Here is a 15,465-nt window from a genome sequence, read left to right as displayed (position 1 = left end):
CTGTTAAGCGCAACTTCCGACCTTGCTTGCTTATGGTTATAAGCGGTTCCCGTTGTCAAGAGCACCTATTGATTAAAGTGCCCAAACAGCCGGAGCATATTCGGCGAGCTCGTTCTGCCGCCTCTCAATTTCTCCTGGCCCCCAGCTGGCATATTCCGCCAGTTTACTCGTCAAGACAAAGGGGCTTTCAGCAAAGGTATGTCGCTTCACCACAAAGGAAGAATTTCCGACCTCGACGTTTTTCCGAGCATTGAGCAGCACCATATTTCCCAGTCTACGGTAATATGCTGATGCAACTTCCTCTGGTAGAGCCCAGCCGGCACCCGGGTTGATCGGAAGTATGTGCTCGAGGTTGACCGCTGAGGTGTCTTCGTTTGGCAAAAGCTGAGGTTCTTTTTCGCCCTTTGCATGCGTTTCCAGTGCTCGGAGATAATATCGCGCCAAGTTGGTTTTCCGAACAGAAGCGCTGGCAAAGGCGCGTCTAAATGCGGTGTCGTTAGGCACCACCTCCGTCATGCGTTCCCTCAGCTGTTTCGCTGTTGTGATCTCGCCCCGCGTAACATCTCTCGCTCTAAGCCCATAGCTTCTGTCCAGTACACCACCGCCGCCACCGCCGGCGATAAGAAAGCGGACCGACCAAGACACCATCTTTACGAAGGCCTTCTCCGCCTCGGCAGTAGAAAAGTGACGCGCAACCGCAAGCATAAGCGGTCTTATCTGCTCACCACCTAGCTCCCTACTAATTGTGAAAAGCGCACTCTTCCCAGTTCTGCCCATAGCATTCCAGCGAGCGTGGTCTCGCGGAGTGAGTAGCGCCACATAGTCAGAGGCATTTGATGCTAGCTGGCCGATGAAATCGACGGCTTGTCTCTCTGTGCGAACTACGCGCTCGATGGCGCTGCCCAGTTCCCTTTCTGTTGTAGGCCCATGCTGCGAAACCCAGAAGTGACGAATAAACCTCATCAAGAGATCATCCTCCCCAACTCCTTCGATTGTTGTAATCATGCTTATCCAGCGAGGGTGCACATCTGCCAGGCGTTCTTTCGCATGATCAAACAAGTAGTTTTTTAAAATATCGGTCTTGGATGCCTCCATGCCTCTGGCGTTCAAGGTTTCGAACATCTTGAACGCATTGCCAACTTTACCGGAAACCATAATCATAATGATTTTGGCATTGTCATTAAGAAAGTCGATCCAATCGTATAAGCGGTGAGCCTTCTCTTCGTTCGGTAGTGCCGCAACAATCTTCCTAACGTGTGCAGACGCTAGGCGCGTGGCTTCCTGTAACCTTAGGTGGGACTCAAATGATTGCCCTTCAAAAGAAGTCCGCTCATTCGATGGCTTCAAAATTTGACTGACAAAAAACTCATGATCTTCATAGTTGAGATACAGCTTCGGAGTTGAGTCTTTTCTTCTTACGTCATAATCCAAAAGATATGTCGACTGATACTTCTTGGCTCCATCGACATCTCCGAGCTCAAGCAAATAGTCCCTTACGGCTGCAATAAGAATCGAAGTGGTTGCAAGGCGTTGTTGTCCATCAGCAACTTCCCAGCTTTTGTTGCTGCCACGTGTCAAAACTATCGTGCCCAGAAAATATATCTGATCTCCATCATCAAAGGCGCGGTATAAGTCGTTCAGTAGGGTTTGAACCTCGTCTGCTGTCCAAGCGTAAGAACGTTGATTGAGTGGCACACGCAGAATTCGATGCGCCAAGGCGCTGGCAAGCCCGCGCTCATCAAAATTTAGTCCAGTATTGGTCTCGTCCATTAGATGCCCTTCTGAGCCTTGACGAATGCAATTGGAATTCCGGCATCTTCGAGCTCAATCCGAGCAGCTCGCCGTAGACGTTCTCGAATCCAAGCGGAAAGTGGCAATCCTGAAAGACGCGCGGCTTCTTCAAACGCTTCCCGCTCCTCTGGTTGAAGGCGAAAGCGGGTCATCTCAGTTTTCATACGCGCGTGTTCCCAAAGGAGGATACTGTAGCCACAATGTGTCCACTATAGCAAGCGCTCCATTTTTTGTAGCCACACTAGGTCGGCTTTATAAGCGCGTGCGGCAACTCGCGTTTGTGCTTCGAAGCCGTACGGCTTCAAGACGTAGCTTGTGAGCAAGCTCTGATCGGTCCTCAAAGAATCTATCTGGGTCATGTCGAGAAATCGTGAGCCGCATGATGGCGGCGGCGATGTCTTCGATTGCGTCGGCGCATGCTATTTTCTGCGGGTCACCGCCGACGGGCATGATCGTTCGCTGGGCTTAGGTTCCAGATCTCGGCGAGATGGTCGAGGCCCGCAAGAAGGATCGCGCGCACGGTGCCCTTGCGCATATTCAGGCGCCGATGCAGCTCGTTCAACGACCTGCCTTCGCCGCAGACAAAATGCAGGACGTAGAATTCTACATGCGTCATCGCCTCAGCCGCCTTACGGAGCTGCAGAGAGGCGCGCATCCGGCCCTCGGTGAAGACGTCGGATGCGGAGCCGCCATCGACATGCTCCCTGATGGCGGAAGGTGAAGCCTGCCCGGCCATCAGCCTCTCGACCAAGGCGCGGAACTTATGGCCAGCGGCAGCCTGTGCGGCGTCGATGCTCCCAAGCATTTCTAATCGCACGAGTGGGCTCTCGTTTGAATTGCGCGCCGCCTGCACCCGTTTTGGGTTGCCGAGGTTCTCGGCATGGTCACGACTGAAATACGGGTTGTCGACCTCGGCGAAGCGGAGATCGATCTGCGCGCCGGCCAGATGGACTGGTGGCGGAAGCTTCACCGCGCGCGACGGTGCGCGCTTGGGGAAGGAGGGTCCGGCGACACGGGTTTCACGCGATGCCTCGTCGAGATTCGACCTGCCGTTTTTGTCTTGAGATGGCGATGTCCCGATGGTCGGGATTTCGGTATCCGGCATGCTTGGCCGCTCCTCTGCACAGGGTCGGCCCGTTCAGTCAATGCAGCTGGATATATGCCAATCTTTTCAGCATTCTGCAACGGTTTCACAAGGCATGGAATGAAGTTGTTCCGCCTGACTTTAGTGGCAGCACAGGGCAGCTATGCGCCTTCTGTCACGATCCCGCGGTTGCCGGCCGTGCGCCGGGTTGCGGACATTGCGAGGCGACGCTGCAGCAGCGCCAGCTGCTCGGGCGACAGCGGTACGCGCGCCGGCTCGTCCGGCATGTCCTCAATCGCCAGAACGCGGGCAAGGCGGCATCGCGCGAAGCGCCACTCCCCTTCGATCTGAAGCGCAAGGGCGGAGAGCTCGGCGCTGGTCGGCACAAAGGTCCGGGACATGCCCTCCGCCTCGCCGCGCAGGATCCGCCGCACCGCTTCCGTCACCGCCGCCTGCAGCCGCCCGTCGAGCGCGATCAGGAAGGCGTCGGCCAGCGCGTTCGGGTCAAAGTCGTCGCGGCGCGATTTCATCGCAGCGTATAGCTGCTCGGCGGCCTGTTCGATGCGCGACGGCGTCACCAGCGTGTCGAGGGTACGGTCGATCCGGTCGATCGCCTGCTGCGCGGCCTCGCGTTCGTCGGCCGTCGGCGCATCGCCGCGGCGGTACCGGCAGTGGCCGGGCCGCAGGCGTTCTACCCTGTCCTCAAGTGTCTTCGCCATGCCGAGGATCAACTCGGCGGGCGAAGGCTGAACGGAAGCGGCTACCGGGCTGGGGGCTTGGAGTGCCGTCATGTTGAGATCCTCTCGGGCGAAGCTGGACGATGTTGGGGATGCTACCGCCGCCGCCGGCCGGCGAGGGGCTGACATCCGTCAGCGGCCCCGCCGCGGCGCGGCGCCGGTCGCGCGCCTGCAGCACGGCCGGCGCGAAATAGGACCACGCCCGGATCGGCGAGCTCCGCGGCCGTGCGGCTAGGCCTGCAATGGTCGGCAGCACGTCGAAATCGAGATCGCAGCCGTTCGCCAGCCAGCCCAGCGGCTCCGAAAGGACGATGAAGGCCGGATGCGCCTCGTTGATCGCCGAGCCCGCCGCATCGCGGAGCCGGCCGGCGAGAACTGAGAGGTCGCATCGTGAGGTCGGAACCGGAACAGCGCTCGGAACGGCATCCGGCTCGCTGGTATGGTGGTCGTTGGCCGCTTTCGGCCGTTCGTTCAGGTCCGCCCGCTTGCCCGGCCCGCGCAGCTGTGCCGAGCCGTCAGGCTCGGTCCTGTTAACGGGGGTCTGTTCTATAGCTGTGACCTCCGATGTCACAACAGATGTGGCCTCTGGCGTCACAACAGATGTGATCTTCCGGTCACCTGCCTTCGCCTTGGGCTTGGCAAGCCGGGGCGCATCCTGCACGTCGAACAGCGTCATCTGGCCGGCCGTGCCCTCGCCGATCATCACCCGGTATTCGAGGCTGCGCTTCATTCCCGCCCGAGCCTTGGTGGCGACGTAGCCGAGTGAGACGAGCTTCTTCAGCGATCGGTTCACGCCCTCCCGGCTGGCACCGATCTCTTGCGCGATGGCATCCTGCCGGCGCGTGCAGATGCCGGTCTTGCCGTTGGCATGGGCGCACAGGATGCCGAACACGCGAATATCCTGCCGCGTCAGCCGGCCGTCCATAAAGACGTCCCGAGGGACCTTTCCCCAGTCGCTCACGCTGTCCTCCGCGCGCACCCGACGCACATAGGTTGGAAGAGGTTCAGCTGTCTTGGATCTGGACGATCGGAGTAGCTCTCGCCCCAACCGAAGCCGTGTATCTGTCGAGCTTCAGCCTCAAGAGCATCCAGCCATCTGCCCCACTCGGGATAAAGGGCGGCGGCCTCGTGTCGCTCGCTCTTCGTCTGCATCGTGCCGCACATGCACTCGCCAGATCGACAAAGCTGCGTCGCGACCGGGTTGATGGGCGTACCCCTGCTGGAAAGGTAGAAGTCCCGTTCCGCTTGGCTCCAGTCGAAGATCAGGCTCACCCAGATGTTTCCAGGCGAGGCCGGATCCTGCCGCCAAACCTTCAGATGCTTCTCGCGGTTTTCGCTCTCGTCCTTTCGTGCGCCGTTCAGAAGCAGGATACGGACGCCTGTTCTGCCGTGTCGGATTTCGCGGGATATCGTCTTGCGGAACGGCGTCGCCTTCAGGATGCGATATGCGAAGCCGTGTGCCCCTTGGCCGCTGCCGAAAAAGCCCTTCCGCAGCACGTAGTCTTCATAGGCTGTGCCGGCGTCCGCCTCCGCATAATCGCCCAGCTTGCTGTACGTCTTGCGGACAAAGTCCGTCGTCTCGGCAATACCGCACTGGGTGTTACCGTGGATCACGAGGTTGACTGCGGCGCCCAGCTCGCGCGCGACTTGATCGGACGCTGCGCTGTCCTTCCCGCCGCTAACCATTGAGACAATATGCGTCGGGCTGAATTTGGTGATCGCGGCGTCTAGGACGGTGCGGCTGCTGGCTATAAGATCGGAGATGGGTCGGATCATTCCGCGACCTCGCGATTTGTCCCCTTCGGAAGTGCATCGGCGAAAGCAGCTACGAAGGCTTTGGCCGCTTCGAGGTTGATCGCGTTGCCGTAGGCGCGCAGGCGTCCCACTCGGGCGGCAGACCCATGAGCCAGCAGACAAATTGAGGGTTCAGATCGCCTAGCTCGGCCAAGTTCGCCGGACGTTCTGTGGTCGCCATAGAATGGGCCACCGCCTGAACGTTCAGTGGGAAACTGTTGCGGCGCCATTGCGACGGACCTGCGCGGTTCTCCGCGTCCTGAACAGTCGGCGTGGGCCACATAAAAAGTCCGCATTCGGTCGTGGGGCGCGCCTGCGGCACAAGCCGGTAGATCGATCGCCCCGAAGGCATAACCCGAACCTTCCAGATCAGACGCCGTTCGATCGATCCACAAAGCACTGTCGTCAACTTGCTCGCCAAAGAACACGTCAGGCCGGACGGCCTGGATGAGCGCAAACTGTGTGGGCCAGAGGTCGCGCGCGTCGGCGAAACCAAGCTTTCGATCGGACGCTGCGGCGGAGTGGGGCTGGCAGGGGCAGGAGCCGGTCCATGCGGGGCGATTGTCGGGCCAACCAGCGCCTCGGAGGGCAGCGGACCAAACGCCGATGCCAGCGAAGAAGTGGCACTGCCGATACCCTTCCAGATCGGAAGGTCGAACATCGACAATTGAGCGCTCGTCGACATCGCCCGGCGCGATGTGACCCGCGGCGATGAGGTTGCGTAGCCAGTCCGCAGCATAGGGATCGACCTCATTGTAGTACGCGCGCTCGATGCCGGAGGTGACGGAGCCGAGTTTCATAGCTTTCCCTTCGACATTCTGCCTTCGGCGATGGCGCAGGCGCCGCAACGGCGGACGCCGCGGGTTCCCTGCAGGACGCTGAAGCCAAAGCCCCAGCGAGCGGCCGCGCCACATGGGCACAGCGGCTCGCCCGATGCTTCGACGGCAACGGCAGGCTTTGGCGGCACGCGCAGCGACGGTGCCGCCGGTGACTCGAGATCGAAGAGATCCACCGCGCTCATCCCGCGACCGCGACGAAGAATGCGATGAAGCCGAACGCCCCGACCGTCATCATGCTGAGGCCGATGCGGTAGGCGCTAGCGCGGGCATCTGGATCTGAGGGCAGGCAGATGCCGAAAAGCAGGGCGCTCGTGGCGATGACCAAGGTGGCTGCGAGGAGGGCGAGCGAAGAAGGCGCTGTCATGCGGCCGCTCCCTGTGGCACAGCGGCCGGCGCGTGCATCAGCTGGAACAGCGTTGGTACGGCGAGCTTCGCCTCCTGTGCCTCTAGGTGCCGCACTCCATCGCGGAAGTAGCCGCCGTTGAGTTCGACCGAGACGCCGCGCCGGCCGAGGCCGATGGCGCGGTAGGGCACGGTGAAGAGGCCGCCGAAGGGATCGTAGACCGTCTCACCGCGCATCGAGTAGCGCTCGATCAGCCGGTCGACGATGTCGAACTGTAAGGGGCAGATGTGCTTCTCGCGTCCCTTCGCCGCCTGCTCGCCGTTAAGCGTGCGCATGCGGTTGATGTCGTGCCAGACGTTCGGGTCAGCGGAGCCCGGCGCCAGGCTCATGAACGTGACGGGGAGGACGTGCTTCTCCTCGAGCGTCTCGCCGATCGCCACGTGCTCGGCGAAATCATAGACCCCCTGCAGGCTGCGATCGGTGAAGGCCTTCACCAAGAGCTTAGTCGGTAGGCGCGCCAGCTCGGCCGCGGTCATCAGCCGGTCGCCCGAGGATCGCCAGAAAGCGTGCGCGTCGATCTGCCAGCGCGCCAGCGAGTATTCCTCGCGCGTCTTCACCACCGGTGTGTCGGCATAGCCCCGCGATCGGTCCGTCTGCGGCTTCGAGAACAGGAGGACGTATTCGGGCGAGCCGACGCCCATCTTGGTCGAGTCCTTGAGCATCTCGCCGTAGGACAGGCGGTAGGTGCCGTTGTTCTCGAAGACGACGTCGGTCACCACCGTGATCATGCCGAGATACTGCAGGCCGTGCTTCAGGCCGTGGAATATGCCCTCGGCGTGGAAGGGCGAGACCGTCGGCCGGCCGTGGCCCGTGACTGATCCGAAGTTGATACGGTCCTTGGTGTGCAGCGCCGCGATCCGGCCGGGCCGCAGCACGCGCACGAGCTCCGGCGTCAGGAAGTCCATCTGCTGCCAGAAGTGGTCATTGTTGTCGGTGTGGCCGAAGTCGTTGTAGCTCGGCGTGTATTCGTAGTGATTGGCGAAGGGGATCGAGGTCACGATCAGGTCGACCGAGTTGTCCGCCATCGACCGGGTCTCGTCTACGCAATCGTTGTTGGCGACGCGCCACATCGCGCCGGCCGCCTCATGGCGCTCGATGCCGAGGGCTCGCAGCATCTCGTTCGCCATGTTCAGCTGCTCAAGCCCGTAATGCCGGATGATCTCGCTCATGGTCTCCACCATCTCCTCGTGCTGGGTCCATTTCCGGCGAAGGGTGCGCAGCACCTCGCGCTCGCTCTCGCCGTGCACGATGTCGATGCGCACGGGCCGGTCCTGGCCGAAGCGCTGGACGCGGTGGATGGACTGGATGAAATCGTTGAACTTGAAGCCGATGCCGAGGAACACGGCGCGGTGGCAGTGGCGCTGGAAGTTGCAGCCGGAGCCAGCAATGACCGGCTTGGCGGCGAGGATCCGGAAGGCGCCGTCGGAGAAGTCGATGATCGCCTGCTCGCGCTCGTCTAGATCCTGCGTTCCGAAGATCGCCACCGCCTCCGGCAGCGCGCGCTGGATGGCGCGGCGCTCGTCCTCGAGGTCGTGCCAGACGATGAAGTGGTCGGCCGGGGCTTCGTCGACGACCTCGCGCATCTTGGCGATGCGCAGCGGCAGGGTCTCGCGCTTCTCCCGCGCGGCGCCGGCGAGGTCGACCTTGTTGTCGCGGATCAGCGCGCCCTGGCCGTCGCGGTCGAAGCTGCCGTCGAACAGCGCCGTCTCGACCTCGTGGTAGCGAACGTCGAGCGCCGGCAGCGTGTAGCCCTCGTCGGAGAAGCCGAGGTCGGAGGGCTTCTGCAGGAAAACCGCCCAGGTGTTCACCCATAGCCAGAACTCGCGCTCCTTGTGCGGATAGAGGGTGAGGTCGTTGGCCTTCTCACTGTTTCGCTGGAAGAAGCGCGTCAGCGCCTCGCCGGTGTCCATCACGCCGAGGAAGCCGGCATAGTGGATCAGCTCCTTCAGCCGGTTCGGCGATGGCGTGGCGGTGGCGACGAAGCGGAACGGCACGTCGCGGAAGATGGTCAGGAACGTCTGGTAGGTCTTCGACCCGTAGGACCGCAGCACCGACGCTTCGTCGAGGCTGACGACAGCAAAGAGCTTCGGGTCGAGCCGGCCGTCGCGCACCGTCTCGTAGTTCGTCATGTAGATCCGGCAGCCGGGATCGATCTCGGCGGCCGAGCGGATGAAGCGGACCTCGAGGCCGAGCGCCGCAGCCTCGCGGGTGAACTCCTGCCGCACGCCGAGCGGCATCATGATCAGGCCGACCGCATCCGCCGGCAGGTTCGCAAGAACCTTGTCGACGGTCTCCAACTGGATGCCGGTCTTGCCGAGGCCGAAGCTTGTGAAGTACGCGCGTCGGCCACCGGCAACGCCCCAGCGGGCGATCGCGCGCTGATGGTCCTTGAGCCGGGGGTGGAAATCCGACGGATGGAGCTCGAAGCCGAGCTTCGGCGCGATGCGCTTCTTGTCTTCGAGGAAGGAGGTGTAGGCGTTCATGCCTCCGCTCCCGCCATCATGCCGCGAAGATCCGTGCGGACCCGCCGCGCTTCTCGCCGATCCATGTGGAACTTGCTGACGCCCGGCTTGTGACCGACGACCGGCTTCGCCCGCCCGGCGATGACCGTCGTGATGGTCCCTTCGCGGCAGCAGAGTGTGAACGTGCCAGTGAAGACGGTCTTCGCACCCATGCGGACGGCAGAGAGCACCGACGGCGGGCAAATGAGCAGCTCCGCCTGGCGAACGGTGAGGCCAAGCATCCGGCAACCCTCAGACGCGATACGGTTGTCGGAGGGATTGGCGGGAAGGCGCGCGCGGATCATCTCCGGCGTCACGCCTTTAATGCGCTCGAGCCACCGGATGACGGCATGGCTGGTGACGACGTCCCTCATGCAGATTGCTCCTCGTGATGATGGACGCGCACGGCGAGGTGCGCGCGCAGGATGGCGGCGATCAGGACGTTGGCTGCGACGGGGCCGCGGGCCTTGAAGAGGGTCGACGTGGCGACGGGCAGGATCCCGGCTTCCATCACGAGCGTCCCGTTTTCGGGAAGGGAGGCGACGAACCAGGTGGCGAAGGGGAAGAGATCGGCGAGCAGCCGCTCGGCGCCGGTGAGGTTGCCGATGAGGCCATAGGAGTGCCGGAGCCACATTTCCTTCTGGCCGATCTCTGGCAGCGTCGAGAGCCATTCCAGCAGCTGCGCATCGAGCTCGAGGTCGGCGCGCTTGGAAAGTTCGATCCGAGTGGCGAGCAACCCGTTCATGCAGCCGCACTCCGGCCGCCGGCAGCCGGGCGCTGACCGCCGGCGTCGATGGCGGCCACCACAGCATTCAGCGCGCGATAGCTGAGGCCGGTGCGACGCGTGATCTCGGCGGCGGGCAGGCGCTGGCCGACCAGAACGGCGACGCGCAGCAGGTCCTGCGGTGAGATGCGGGCGATCGCCGAGGTGTTGCTATCGGTCCGAGCGGCGCGCGCCTCTTCGTCGAGGGCCAGCGCGTAGCCGACGCCGATCGCGCACTCGATCGACATGCCGATGGTGGCGAGCCGCGGGCGGATGTGGTGGACCATCACTGAGATCACCGCCATGCCGGGGCCATGGTCGGGGTCGGCCGGGTCGGTCACCGCCGCCAGCATCGCCTCGCGTGTCACTACCCTGGGGAAAGCGGACCAGAGGACGCTGAAAAGGCGCATTTGCTGCGGTGTCATCTGCAGTGCCACGCCGCGGTGGACAATCCGGCCGCGGGCCTCGTCGATGTGGATGTCGGCTGGCGAGATATCGCCGCCGCAGCATGGGCACCCGTCGGCGGCGAAGACAGCTTCACGCCTCGCCATAAAAACCTCGTGTATCCCACAGAGAGGTGACGTCTATCCCAAACGGGATATCCCGGCACCGAAGCATATAGCCGGCGAGGCGCCGCGCTGCGACGCAGCCGTCCGCGACCTGGTCGAGCTCGCCGCGCGCTGCGGAGATCGTCCTTTCGGCAGGCAAAGGGGTGGCGTCTCGCCGGAACGTGTCCATCGGCGACCTTTCACGGTTGAGGGAAGAAAAGGGCGGGCACGCCTTACGCTACGCGGCGGGCCCGCCAGTCATCGCGCGGGGGAGGATCCGCGCGAAAGGGTCAGGGAGGGTGCGAGCTCACGTCAGCTCGACCTTCTGATCGAGCGCGTCGAGCACGAGCCTCAGATCGGTAATTGCCGCGCGGATCGCAGCGCGATCAGCCGAGCAGACGACGCCGTCGACGAGCGCCTCCCCCATGATGCCGTTGAGGTCGGACGTTTCCTGCACGATGCGGCAGAGATCCTTGACGGTTACGGCCGAGGCGGTGGCGCCGCCCTCGCGGGCCGGGCGATCGGCCATCCAGCGACTGACGATTGCCGATCCGATGGCGGTCTCCAGCTTCGTCACCGAGCGGATCGGCATGAAGCGATCCATCTCGGCAACGCTGGTGTAGCGCGAGACGGACGGCTCCGAGATGCCGAGGATCATCGACACCGCCTTGGTACCGCCGCAGGCCGAGACCAGCTCGCTGGTCATTGCCTTCAGGGCTCTCGCGTCGAGATCGGTAAAGGGGGTGCTCATCGGGCTGCCTCCGTATGGAAAGCGCCCGGCGCCGAATTACCGTGACGGGCAGCAAGAGTGTCGCCATCTTCGGATTGGCGAGAACAGATGGGTGTCATCACGCCGCCACCCCCGTTCGCTCATCGCTAGCGGAGAAGAAATCGGCCGGGGAAAGCGGGATGCTGTTTGCATGAGCGAATGCGAGAAGCTTGGCTGCCTCACTCTGGGGAATGATGCCTCCAGTGCCGCCCTGATCCTTCGGATACATCCATCGGTAGATGCGGGACACATGCCTTCCGGTCGCTCCGCTAACGGCATCAATGCCGCCGAGCTTAGCGATGACAGATCGGGCGGGTTCAAGGTGGTGCTTCCTCATGAGCCAAATAATCGCGAATTTCGCGATAATATGTCAAGGCTAATTCGCGAATATCGCGATGGAAAAATTCGCGTAATCCGCAAAAATGGGAAGATGCACGATCAACACGAACTGAAAATTTGGCTGGCTCATTTGCTGGAGCAGGGAGGCCGGGGTACCCGCACTCGGCTGGCTCAGCATCTTGGCTTAACGCCGACCAAAATCTCTCGCATGGCGAGCACGGCGTTGGGCGCCGAGACGCGCGAGATCAAGGCGCACGAGCTACCGAAGATTGAGGAGTTCTTTGGGCAGAAGGTCGACGGTTCTCGCGGGCCGGATGTCGACGAGGTCAAGCCGATCGTCGGGGGGTTCACCCATGCACAGGTGGCCGGCGTTGTAGAAGCTGGCTCGTTCCGGGAAATCGATGAGTTCGATCAGCGCGAGCCAGAGCGTGTCATCGTCCCGGAGGATCCTGAGTTTCCGAACGCACGCGTGCTCGTTTTTGAAATCCGAGGGGACTCGATGAATAACATGCACCCGCCGCTGTTGCCCGGCGGCAAGGCAGTTTGTGTCGCCTATGAAGACGTGGCCCACCTATATCCGGTGCGAAATGGCATGACCGTCGTTGTCGAGCGGGAGCGCGACGGCGGACATCTTCGCGAGTGGTCGATCAAGCAGGTGGAGCTGCATGATGATCGAATTGAGTTTCACCCCCGCTCAACCAACGCGAAACACAAGCCCATCGTCGTCGAACGGAATGCAGATGCCGACGACGGGACCAAGGTCGAGATCATCGCCCTTGTTCGATCTGTCACGAACGCCATCAGTTAGCGGGCGGTCGTTCGTAGACTTGGCTGTGCGGCGGCAGCTTTACCCATTTCACAAGCGCTGCCCATCGCAGCTTCACGTCCGTCATTGTCGGTCCAGTGGCGGACCTGAGATTATAGAGCCCTGGTTGCGTGCCCTGCTCAAGAAAGCGGACATAGCTTTCACCCGACGGCTCGACCGCGGCAACCACCAGTTCGCCAAGCAAATCCAAGCAGGGCATCTCGATCTCGGCTTCGTAGTAGACGAGCGAGTTATTGGCGATGCCGCCCATGGTATTGCCCTTCACGATCAGGGCCGCGCCCTTTCCACTGATGCCGGGCGGGGCCTCAGTCATTGCCCAAGGCTTTCCTCTTTTGAATTTCAAGCTGCCACCTCGTCGTAAATTTGATTCATGCCAATGATCTTCGCGATCGTGCTGTCGCACTGGCTGCAGTGGAACCTGTGGCTGTCCAGAAGAGCACTTCCTCGGAGTTCATCAACATCCCGAGGGGCGTCATCGACGGCCGGCGAGCATATCGTTGTCGCACTTCGCCGAAGGCAGTTCGCGCAGGCCAGATAGAGCTTGAAACGCGCACCCAACTCGCCAGTCATTCCAGCCTCCTGTTCTCTTTTTGTTCTATATTGATTCCTGAGAACGGGGGGAGAGTCTAGTCGGCTTCGAGTCGCCTGTGGACATCGCATATCGATTTATTCGCGATTATCGCGACTATCAGGCTTGACCCTTTTTCGCGATTATCGCAATGTTTCTCCTAACGGCCAGCCACGCTGCGATGGAGATCAACATGCCCTCATCAAACGCTGCTGCCGTCGCGGTGGCGACCGGCTACCCCATTCATGAAGTCCTGAGCCGCGGCGTTGCCTTCTGCCGCCGCAATCCGCGTATCCGCGTTGATGACCTAAGCCTCGACCAGTCCCTGCCCGACGACTTCGACCTCATGGTCACGCAGGAGAATACCGTCGAGACCCACGAGCGGATCGTCGGCCGGCAGGCGGCCACTGCAAACGGTCTGGTTGATCGCAACCTCGATGCAGAGGCTCGCATCACCCTCTACAATGCTGAAGACGTCTCCCGCCGGGCCCGCGATGCCGCAACCGAGGCGGCCGCCGCGAAGAGTGCCGGTAAGGTTGCGATCTTCTTGCGCATGGATGCCGTCGAGGGCGGCACGTCGATCGTGGGCCGCATCGGCGACCGGGACATGTTCAGCACCGCTGCGCTGGCGGACGAGGATGTCGATCTGGTCGAGCCTCTTTGCCGCGACATGCTTCACAGCTTGGCAGCTCATCTGATCGCCGCCTGATCCAGTCATGGCCCGCGCGCAGCTCCCCAGCAACTTCGAAATCACGCCGGAGATCCTTGAGCAGGCTCTCCGCGCCGCGGCGCGCGCGGCCGACAAGTTCGGCGGTGAGGCTGAGCTGATCTTCGAGCGCATGGAAGAGATCTACGCCCGGCGCGGGCCCGACCGAGATGTCGCCCGTAAGGCTCGGATATCCAGAATTTTGCAGGGCGCTCGCTAGCGCCGCCGGCTGAAGCCTCGGCTCGCCGGCACGACGATATTCCCGGCCGAGCGCCGAAAAGAAGGACCTACCATGCCCGACAAACCGCGCGCTGCCATGCCCCTGACCGTCGACGTTGTCGACGACGTTCTCTCGATCCAGATCGGTGTCGCCCGCCTTGCGGTGGCCGCACAATCCGGTCCCGAGTGGGAGGATCAAGCAGAGATCGGCGACCCCGGCCAGTTCGCCAAAGAGTTCAGCTTCGAGCTGCAGCGCGACAACGGTGATGAAGGCATGGCGCCGCTGCAGCGGTTCCTCGATTCCGTCGCAGTGGACGTGTCCGGCGTGTCGGTCATCACCGGCTCCGCGGAGAATGGCGTGCACCGGGCCCGAGAGCTGATGCGAGCGGTGCCGCCGGCGCATGTCCTCAGCATCGCCGGATCGCCGCACCGGCAGGACGCCGAAGGTCGCTGGACAGACGAGACGATGTTCCGGCCGCAGGACATCCTGCAGGACGACATGGTGCGCGGCCTGGTTGCTCGGGCGAAGGTCGCGCGCGACGCGCTGACGGAATTTCGCGACGGCGCGCTCGGTGAAGCCGAAGGATTTCGCGAACTGCTGGCGCAGGAATATCAGGCGCCGAAGGGCGGTGCGAAGGGTAACGTCACCTTCACCACCATCGACGGGCTGCAGCGCTTCTCAGTCCGCGTCAACGATACGATCTCCTTCGGGCCCGAGCTGCAGCAGGCAAAGGCTATCCTGGACGGTCTCATCTCCGACTGGTCAGCGGACAGCCGCAAGGAGATCCGCACCCTCGTGATGCGCGCCTTCGACGTCGGTAAAGAAGGCCAGATCAACAAGGGCGAGCTTTTCATGCTGCTGCGCCTCGACATCGCGGATCCCGATTGGCAGCGCGCCATGAAGGCGATCCGGGACTCGATCCGCTCCGACGGCACCAAGACCTACGTCTGCTTCGAGGAGCGCGACGGCCGCGGCGCAGCCTGGCGCTCGATCTCCCTCGACATCGCGAAGGCCTGACCATGTCGAACGCTCTGGATTTCGTCGCCAGCCACCGCTCGGTTCCGATCATGTCGGCTGTCGAGCGCATCATGTCACCGGCTGAGGCGTACGCCGCGCAGCCCCTGTTCGCCCGCCGGCCGCAGACGCGTTGCGGCTGGCCGCTCTGGATCGGCGGCGAGCCGATCGAGGCGAAGCGCTGCTGCGGCGCCGCCGCGGCGCCCGTCCGTCCCTACTGCGCCGGGCACGAGCAGATCTCGACGGGCGAGGGCACGCCGTCGGAGCGCTCGGCCGTCCGCGAGGCCCTGTTTCGGGCGCGAGTGGAAGGAGCGCGCGCGTGATCGTCGACCTGCAAAGCCTGCACGCGGCCGCTGTGCGCCAGCACGATGCGCATGCCGCCGGTGTCGAGAAGCTGCGCCAGCGGGACGAGCGCGATCTCGCCCGAGCCGTCGCCGAGAAGTCCGCGATTTCCAGCAGCGCCGGCAAGGAACGGCGCGCGCTCGAGCTACGCCGCAACGCCGCCGCCGGCATCGCCGCCGCCATCAACGAGATCCTGGGCGCCCAGCCCTAAACCGTGGAGC

Annotated in this window: 21 protein-coding genes; 6 read left to right on the top strand and 15 right to left on the bottom strand. The window is 62.7% G+C overall.

All coding sequences use genetic code 11. The annotated features are described in order from the left end of the window. Positions 1–72 precede the first annotated feature (72 nt). From ACZLZQ_RS02965 to ACZLZQ_RS02900, 14 genes are all read right to left on the bottom strand, one after another. Positions 73–1,770: a DUF262 domain-containing protein gene (locus tag ACZLZQ_RS02965; protein ID WP_472948081.1), complete on the bottom strand. Its 1,698-nt coding sequence runs from the start codon at positions 1,768–1,770 to the stop codon at positions 73–75. Then, a complete protein-coding gene (locus tag ACZLZQ_RS02960; protein ID WP_472948080.1) occupies positions 1,770–1,955 on the bottom strand; it encodes a plasmid mobilization protein in 186 nt (61 codons plus the stop codon). The genes ACZLZQ_RS02965 and ACZLZQ_RS02960 overlap by 1 nt, the downstream gene beginning before the upstream one ends. A gap of 269 nt (positions 1,956–2,224) precedes the next feature. Next, complete coding sequence (locus ACZLZQ_RS02955) at positions 2,225–2,896, bottom strand: hypothetical protein (RefSeq protein ID WP_472948079.1); 672 nt, start codon at positions 2,894–2,896, stop codon at positions 2,225–2,227. Positions 2,897–3,036: 140 nt separating this feature from the next. Continuing rightward, positions 3,037–3,594 (bottom strand): hypothetical protein, encoded by a 558-nt coding sequence (locus ACZLZQ_RS02950; RefSeq protein ID WP_472948078.1) that lies wholly within the window; start codon positions 3,592–3,594, stop codon positions 3,037–3,039. After that, positions 3,578–4,573 carry a helix-turn-helix domain-containing protein gene (locus ACZLZQ_RS02945; protein ID WP_472948077.1) on the bottom strand — a complete coding sequence of 332 codons (996 nt, stop codon included), beginning with the start codon at positions 4,571–4,573 and terminating at the stop codon, positions 3,578–3,580. Before ACZLZQ_RS02945 ends, ACZLZQ_RS02950 begins: the two co-directional genes overlap by 17 nt. Continuing rightward, positions 4,570–5,388, bottom strand: coding sequence for a phosphoadenosine phosphosulfate reductase domain-containing protein (locus tag ACZLZQ_RS02940; RefSeq protein ID WP_472948076.1), 819 nt, complete (start codon positions 5,386–5,388; stop codon positions 4,570–4,572). The genes ACZLZQ_RS02945 and ACZLZQ_RS02940 overlap by 4 nt, the downstream gene beginning before the upstream one ends. After that, the gene (locus tag ACZLZQ_RS02935) at positions 5,385–6,206 is read right to left on the bottom strand and encodes a DNA cytosine methyltransferase (RefSeq protein WP_472948075.1); all 822 of its coding nucleotides are present in this window, start codon (positions 6,204–6,206) and stop codon (positions 5,385–5,387) included. The genes ACZLZQ_RS02940 and ACZLZQ_RS02935 overlap by 4 nt, the downstream gene beginning before the upstream one ends. Further along, entirely contained in the window at positions 6,203–6,418 is a 216-nt protein-coding gene (locus tag ACZLZQ_RS02930) for a hypothetical protein (RefSeq protein ID WP_472948074.1), read from the bottom strand. Before ACZLZQ_RS02930 ends, ACZLZQ_RS02935 begins: the two co-directional genes overlap by 4 nt. A 5-nt stretch (positions 6,419–6,423) precedes the next feature. Beyond that, a complete protein-coding gene (locus ACZLZQ_RS02925) occupies positions 6,424–6,609 on the bottom strand; it encodes a hypothetical protein (RefSeq protein WP_472948073.1) in 186 nt (61 codons plus the stop codon). Beyond that, complete coding sequence (locus ACZLZQ_RS02920) at positions 6,606–9,131, bottom strand: DNA methyltransferase (RefSeq protein WP_472948072.1); 2,526 nt, start codon at positions 9,129–9,131, stop codon at positions 6,606–6,608. The genes ACZLZQ_RS02925 and ACZLZQ_RS02920 overlap by 4 nt, the downstream gene beginning before the upstream one ends. After that, the gene (locus ACZLZQ_RS02915) at positions 9,128–9,523 is read right to left on the bottom strand and encodes a hypothetical protein (RefSeq protein WP_472948071.1); all 396 of its coding nucleotides are present in this window, start codon (positions 9,521–9,523) and stop codon (positions 9,128–9,130) included. The genes ACZLZQ_RS02920 and ACZLZQ_RS02915 overlap by 4 nt, the downstream gene beginning before the upstream one ends. Further along, positions 9,520–9,894 carry a hypothetical protein gene (locus tag ACZLZQ_RS02910; protein WP_472948070.1) on the bottom strand — a complete coding sequence of 125 codons (375 nt, stop codon included), beginning with the start codon at positions 9,892–9,894 and terminating at the stop codon, positions 9,520–9,522. The genes ACZLZQ_RS02915 and ACZLZQ_RS02910 overlap by 4 nt, the downstream gene beginning before the upstream one ends. After that, positions 9,891–10,463: a winged helix-turn-helix domain-containing protein gene (locus tag ACZLZQ_RS02905; RefSeq protein ID WP_472948069.1), complete on the bottom strand. Its 573-nt coding sequence runs from the start codon at positions 10,461–10,463 to the stop codon at positions 9,891–9,893. Before ACZLZQ_RS02905 ends, ACZLZQ_RS02910 begins: the two co-directional genes overlap by 4 nt. A 304-nt stretch (positions 10,464–10,767) precedes the next feature. Continuing rightward, positions 10,768–11,211: a hypothetical protein gene (locus ACZLZQ_RS02900; protein WP_472948068.1), complete on the bottom strand. Its 444-nt coding sequence runs from the start codon at positions 11,209–11,211 to the stop codon at positions 10,768–10,770. 169 nt (positions 11,212–11,380) lie between these two features. Between ACZLZQ_RS02900 and ACZLZQ_RS02895 the strand changes: the two genes are divergently transcribed. Next, positions 11,381–12,376, top strand: coding sequence for a S24 family peptidase (locus ACZLZQ_RS02895; RefSeq protein ID WP_472948067.1), 996 nt, complete (start codon positions 11,381–11,383; stop codon positions 12,374–12,376). On the opposite strand, the gene ACZLZQ_RS02890 is transcribed toward ACZLZQ_RS02895, so the two are convergent. Continuing rightward, the gene (locus ACZLZQ_RS02890) at positions 12,369–12,707 is read right to left on the bottom strand and encodes a hypothetical protein (protein ID WP_472948066.1); all 339 of its coding nucleotides are present in this window, start codon (positions 12,705–12,707) and stop codon (positions 12,369–12,371) included. The two genes, ACZLZQ_RS02895 and ACZLZQ_RS02890, sit on opposite strands and share 8 nt — an antisense overlap. A 436-nt stretch (positions 12,708–13,143) precedes the next feature. On the opposite strand from ACZLZQ_RS02890, the gene ACZLZQ_RS02885 reads away from it, so the two are divergent. The 5 genes from ACZLZQ_RS02885 (at position 13,144) to ACZLZQ_RS02865 (ending at position 15,455) form a co-directional block, all read left to right on the top strand. Then, positions 13,144–13,671, top strand: coding sequence for a hypothetical protein (locus ACZLZQ_RS02885; RefSeq protein ID WP_472948065.1), 528 nt, complete (start codon positions 13,144–13,146; stop codon positions 13,669–13,671). Positions 13,672–13,678: 7 nt separating this feature from the next. Beyond that, positions 13,679–13,888, top strand: coding sequence for a hypothetical protein (locus ACZLZQ_RS02880; RefSeq protein ID WP_472948064.1), 210 nt, complete (start codon positions 13,679–13,681; stop codon positions 13,886–13,888). Positions 13,889–13,960: 72 nt separating this feature from the next. Next, a complete protein-coding gene (locus ACZLZQ_RS02875) occupies positions 13,961–14,905 on the top strand; it encodes a DUF3164 family protein (protein WP_472948063.1) in 945 nt (314 codons plus the stop codon). Between the two features lie 2 nt (positions 14,906–14,907). Then, complete coding sequence (locus ACZLZQ_RS02870; protein WP_472948062.1) at positions 14,908–15,225, top strand: hypothetical protein; 318 nt, start codon at positions 14,908–14,910, stop codon at positions 15,223–15,225. Further along, positions 15,222–15,455 (top strand): hypothetical protein, encoded by a 234-nt coding sequence (locus tag ACZLZQ_RS02865; RefSeq protein ID WP_472948060.1) that lies wholly within the window; start codon positions 15,222–15,224, stop codon positions 15,453–15,455. Before ACZLZQ_RS02870 ends, ACZLZQ_RS02865 begins: the two co-directional genes overlap by 4 nt. Positions 15,456–15,465 lie beyond the last annotated feature (10 nt).

It is taken from the genome of Mesocryomonas lacus (genome assembly GCF_055730105.2).
The sequence above is the reverse complement of the archived record's forward strand: the minus strand, read 5'-3'. Positions and strand labels throughout refer to the sequence as shown.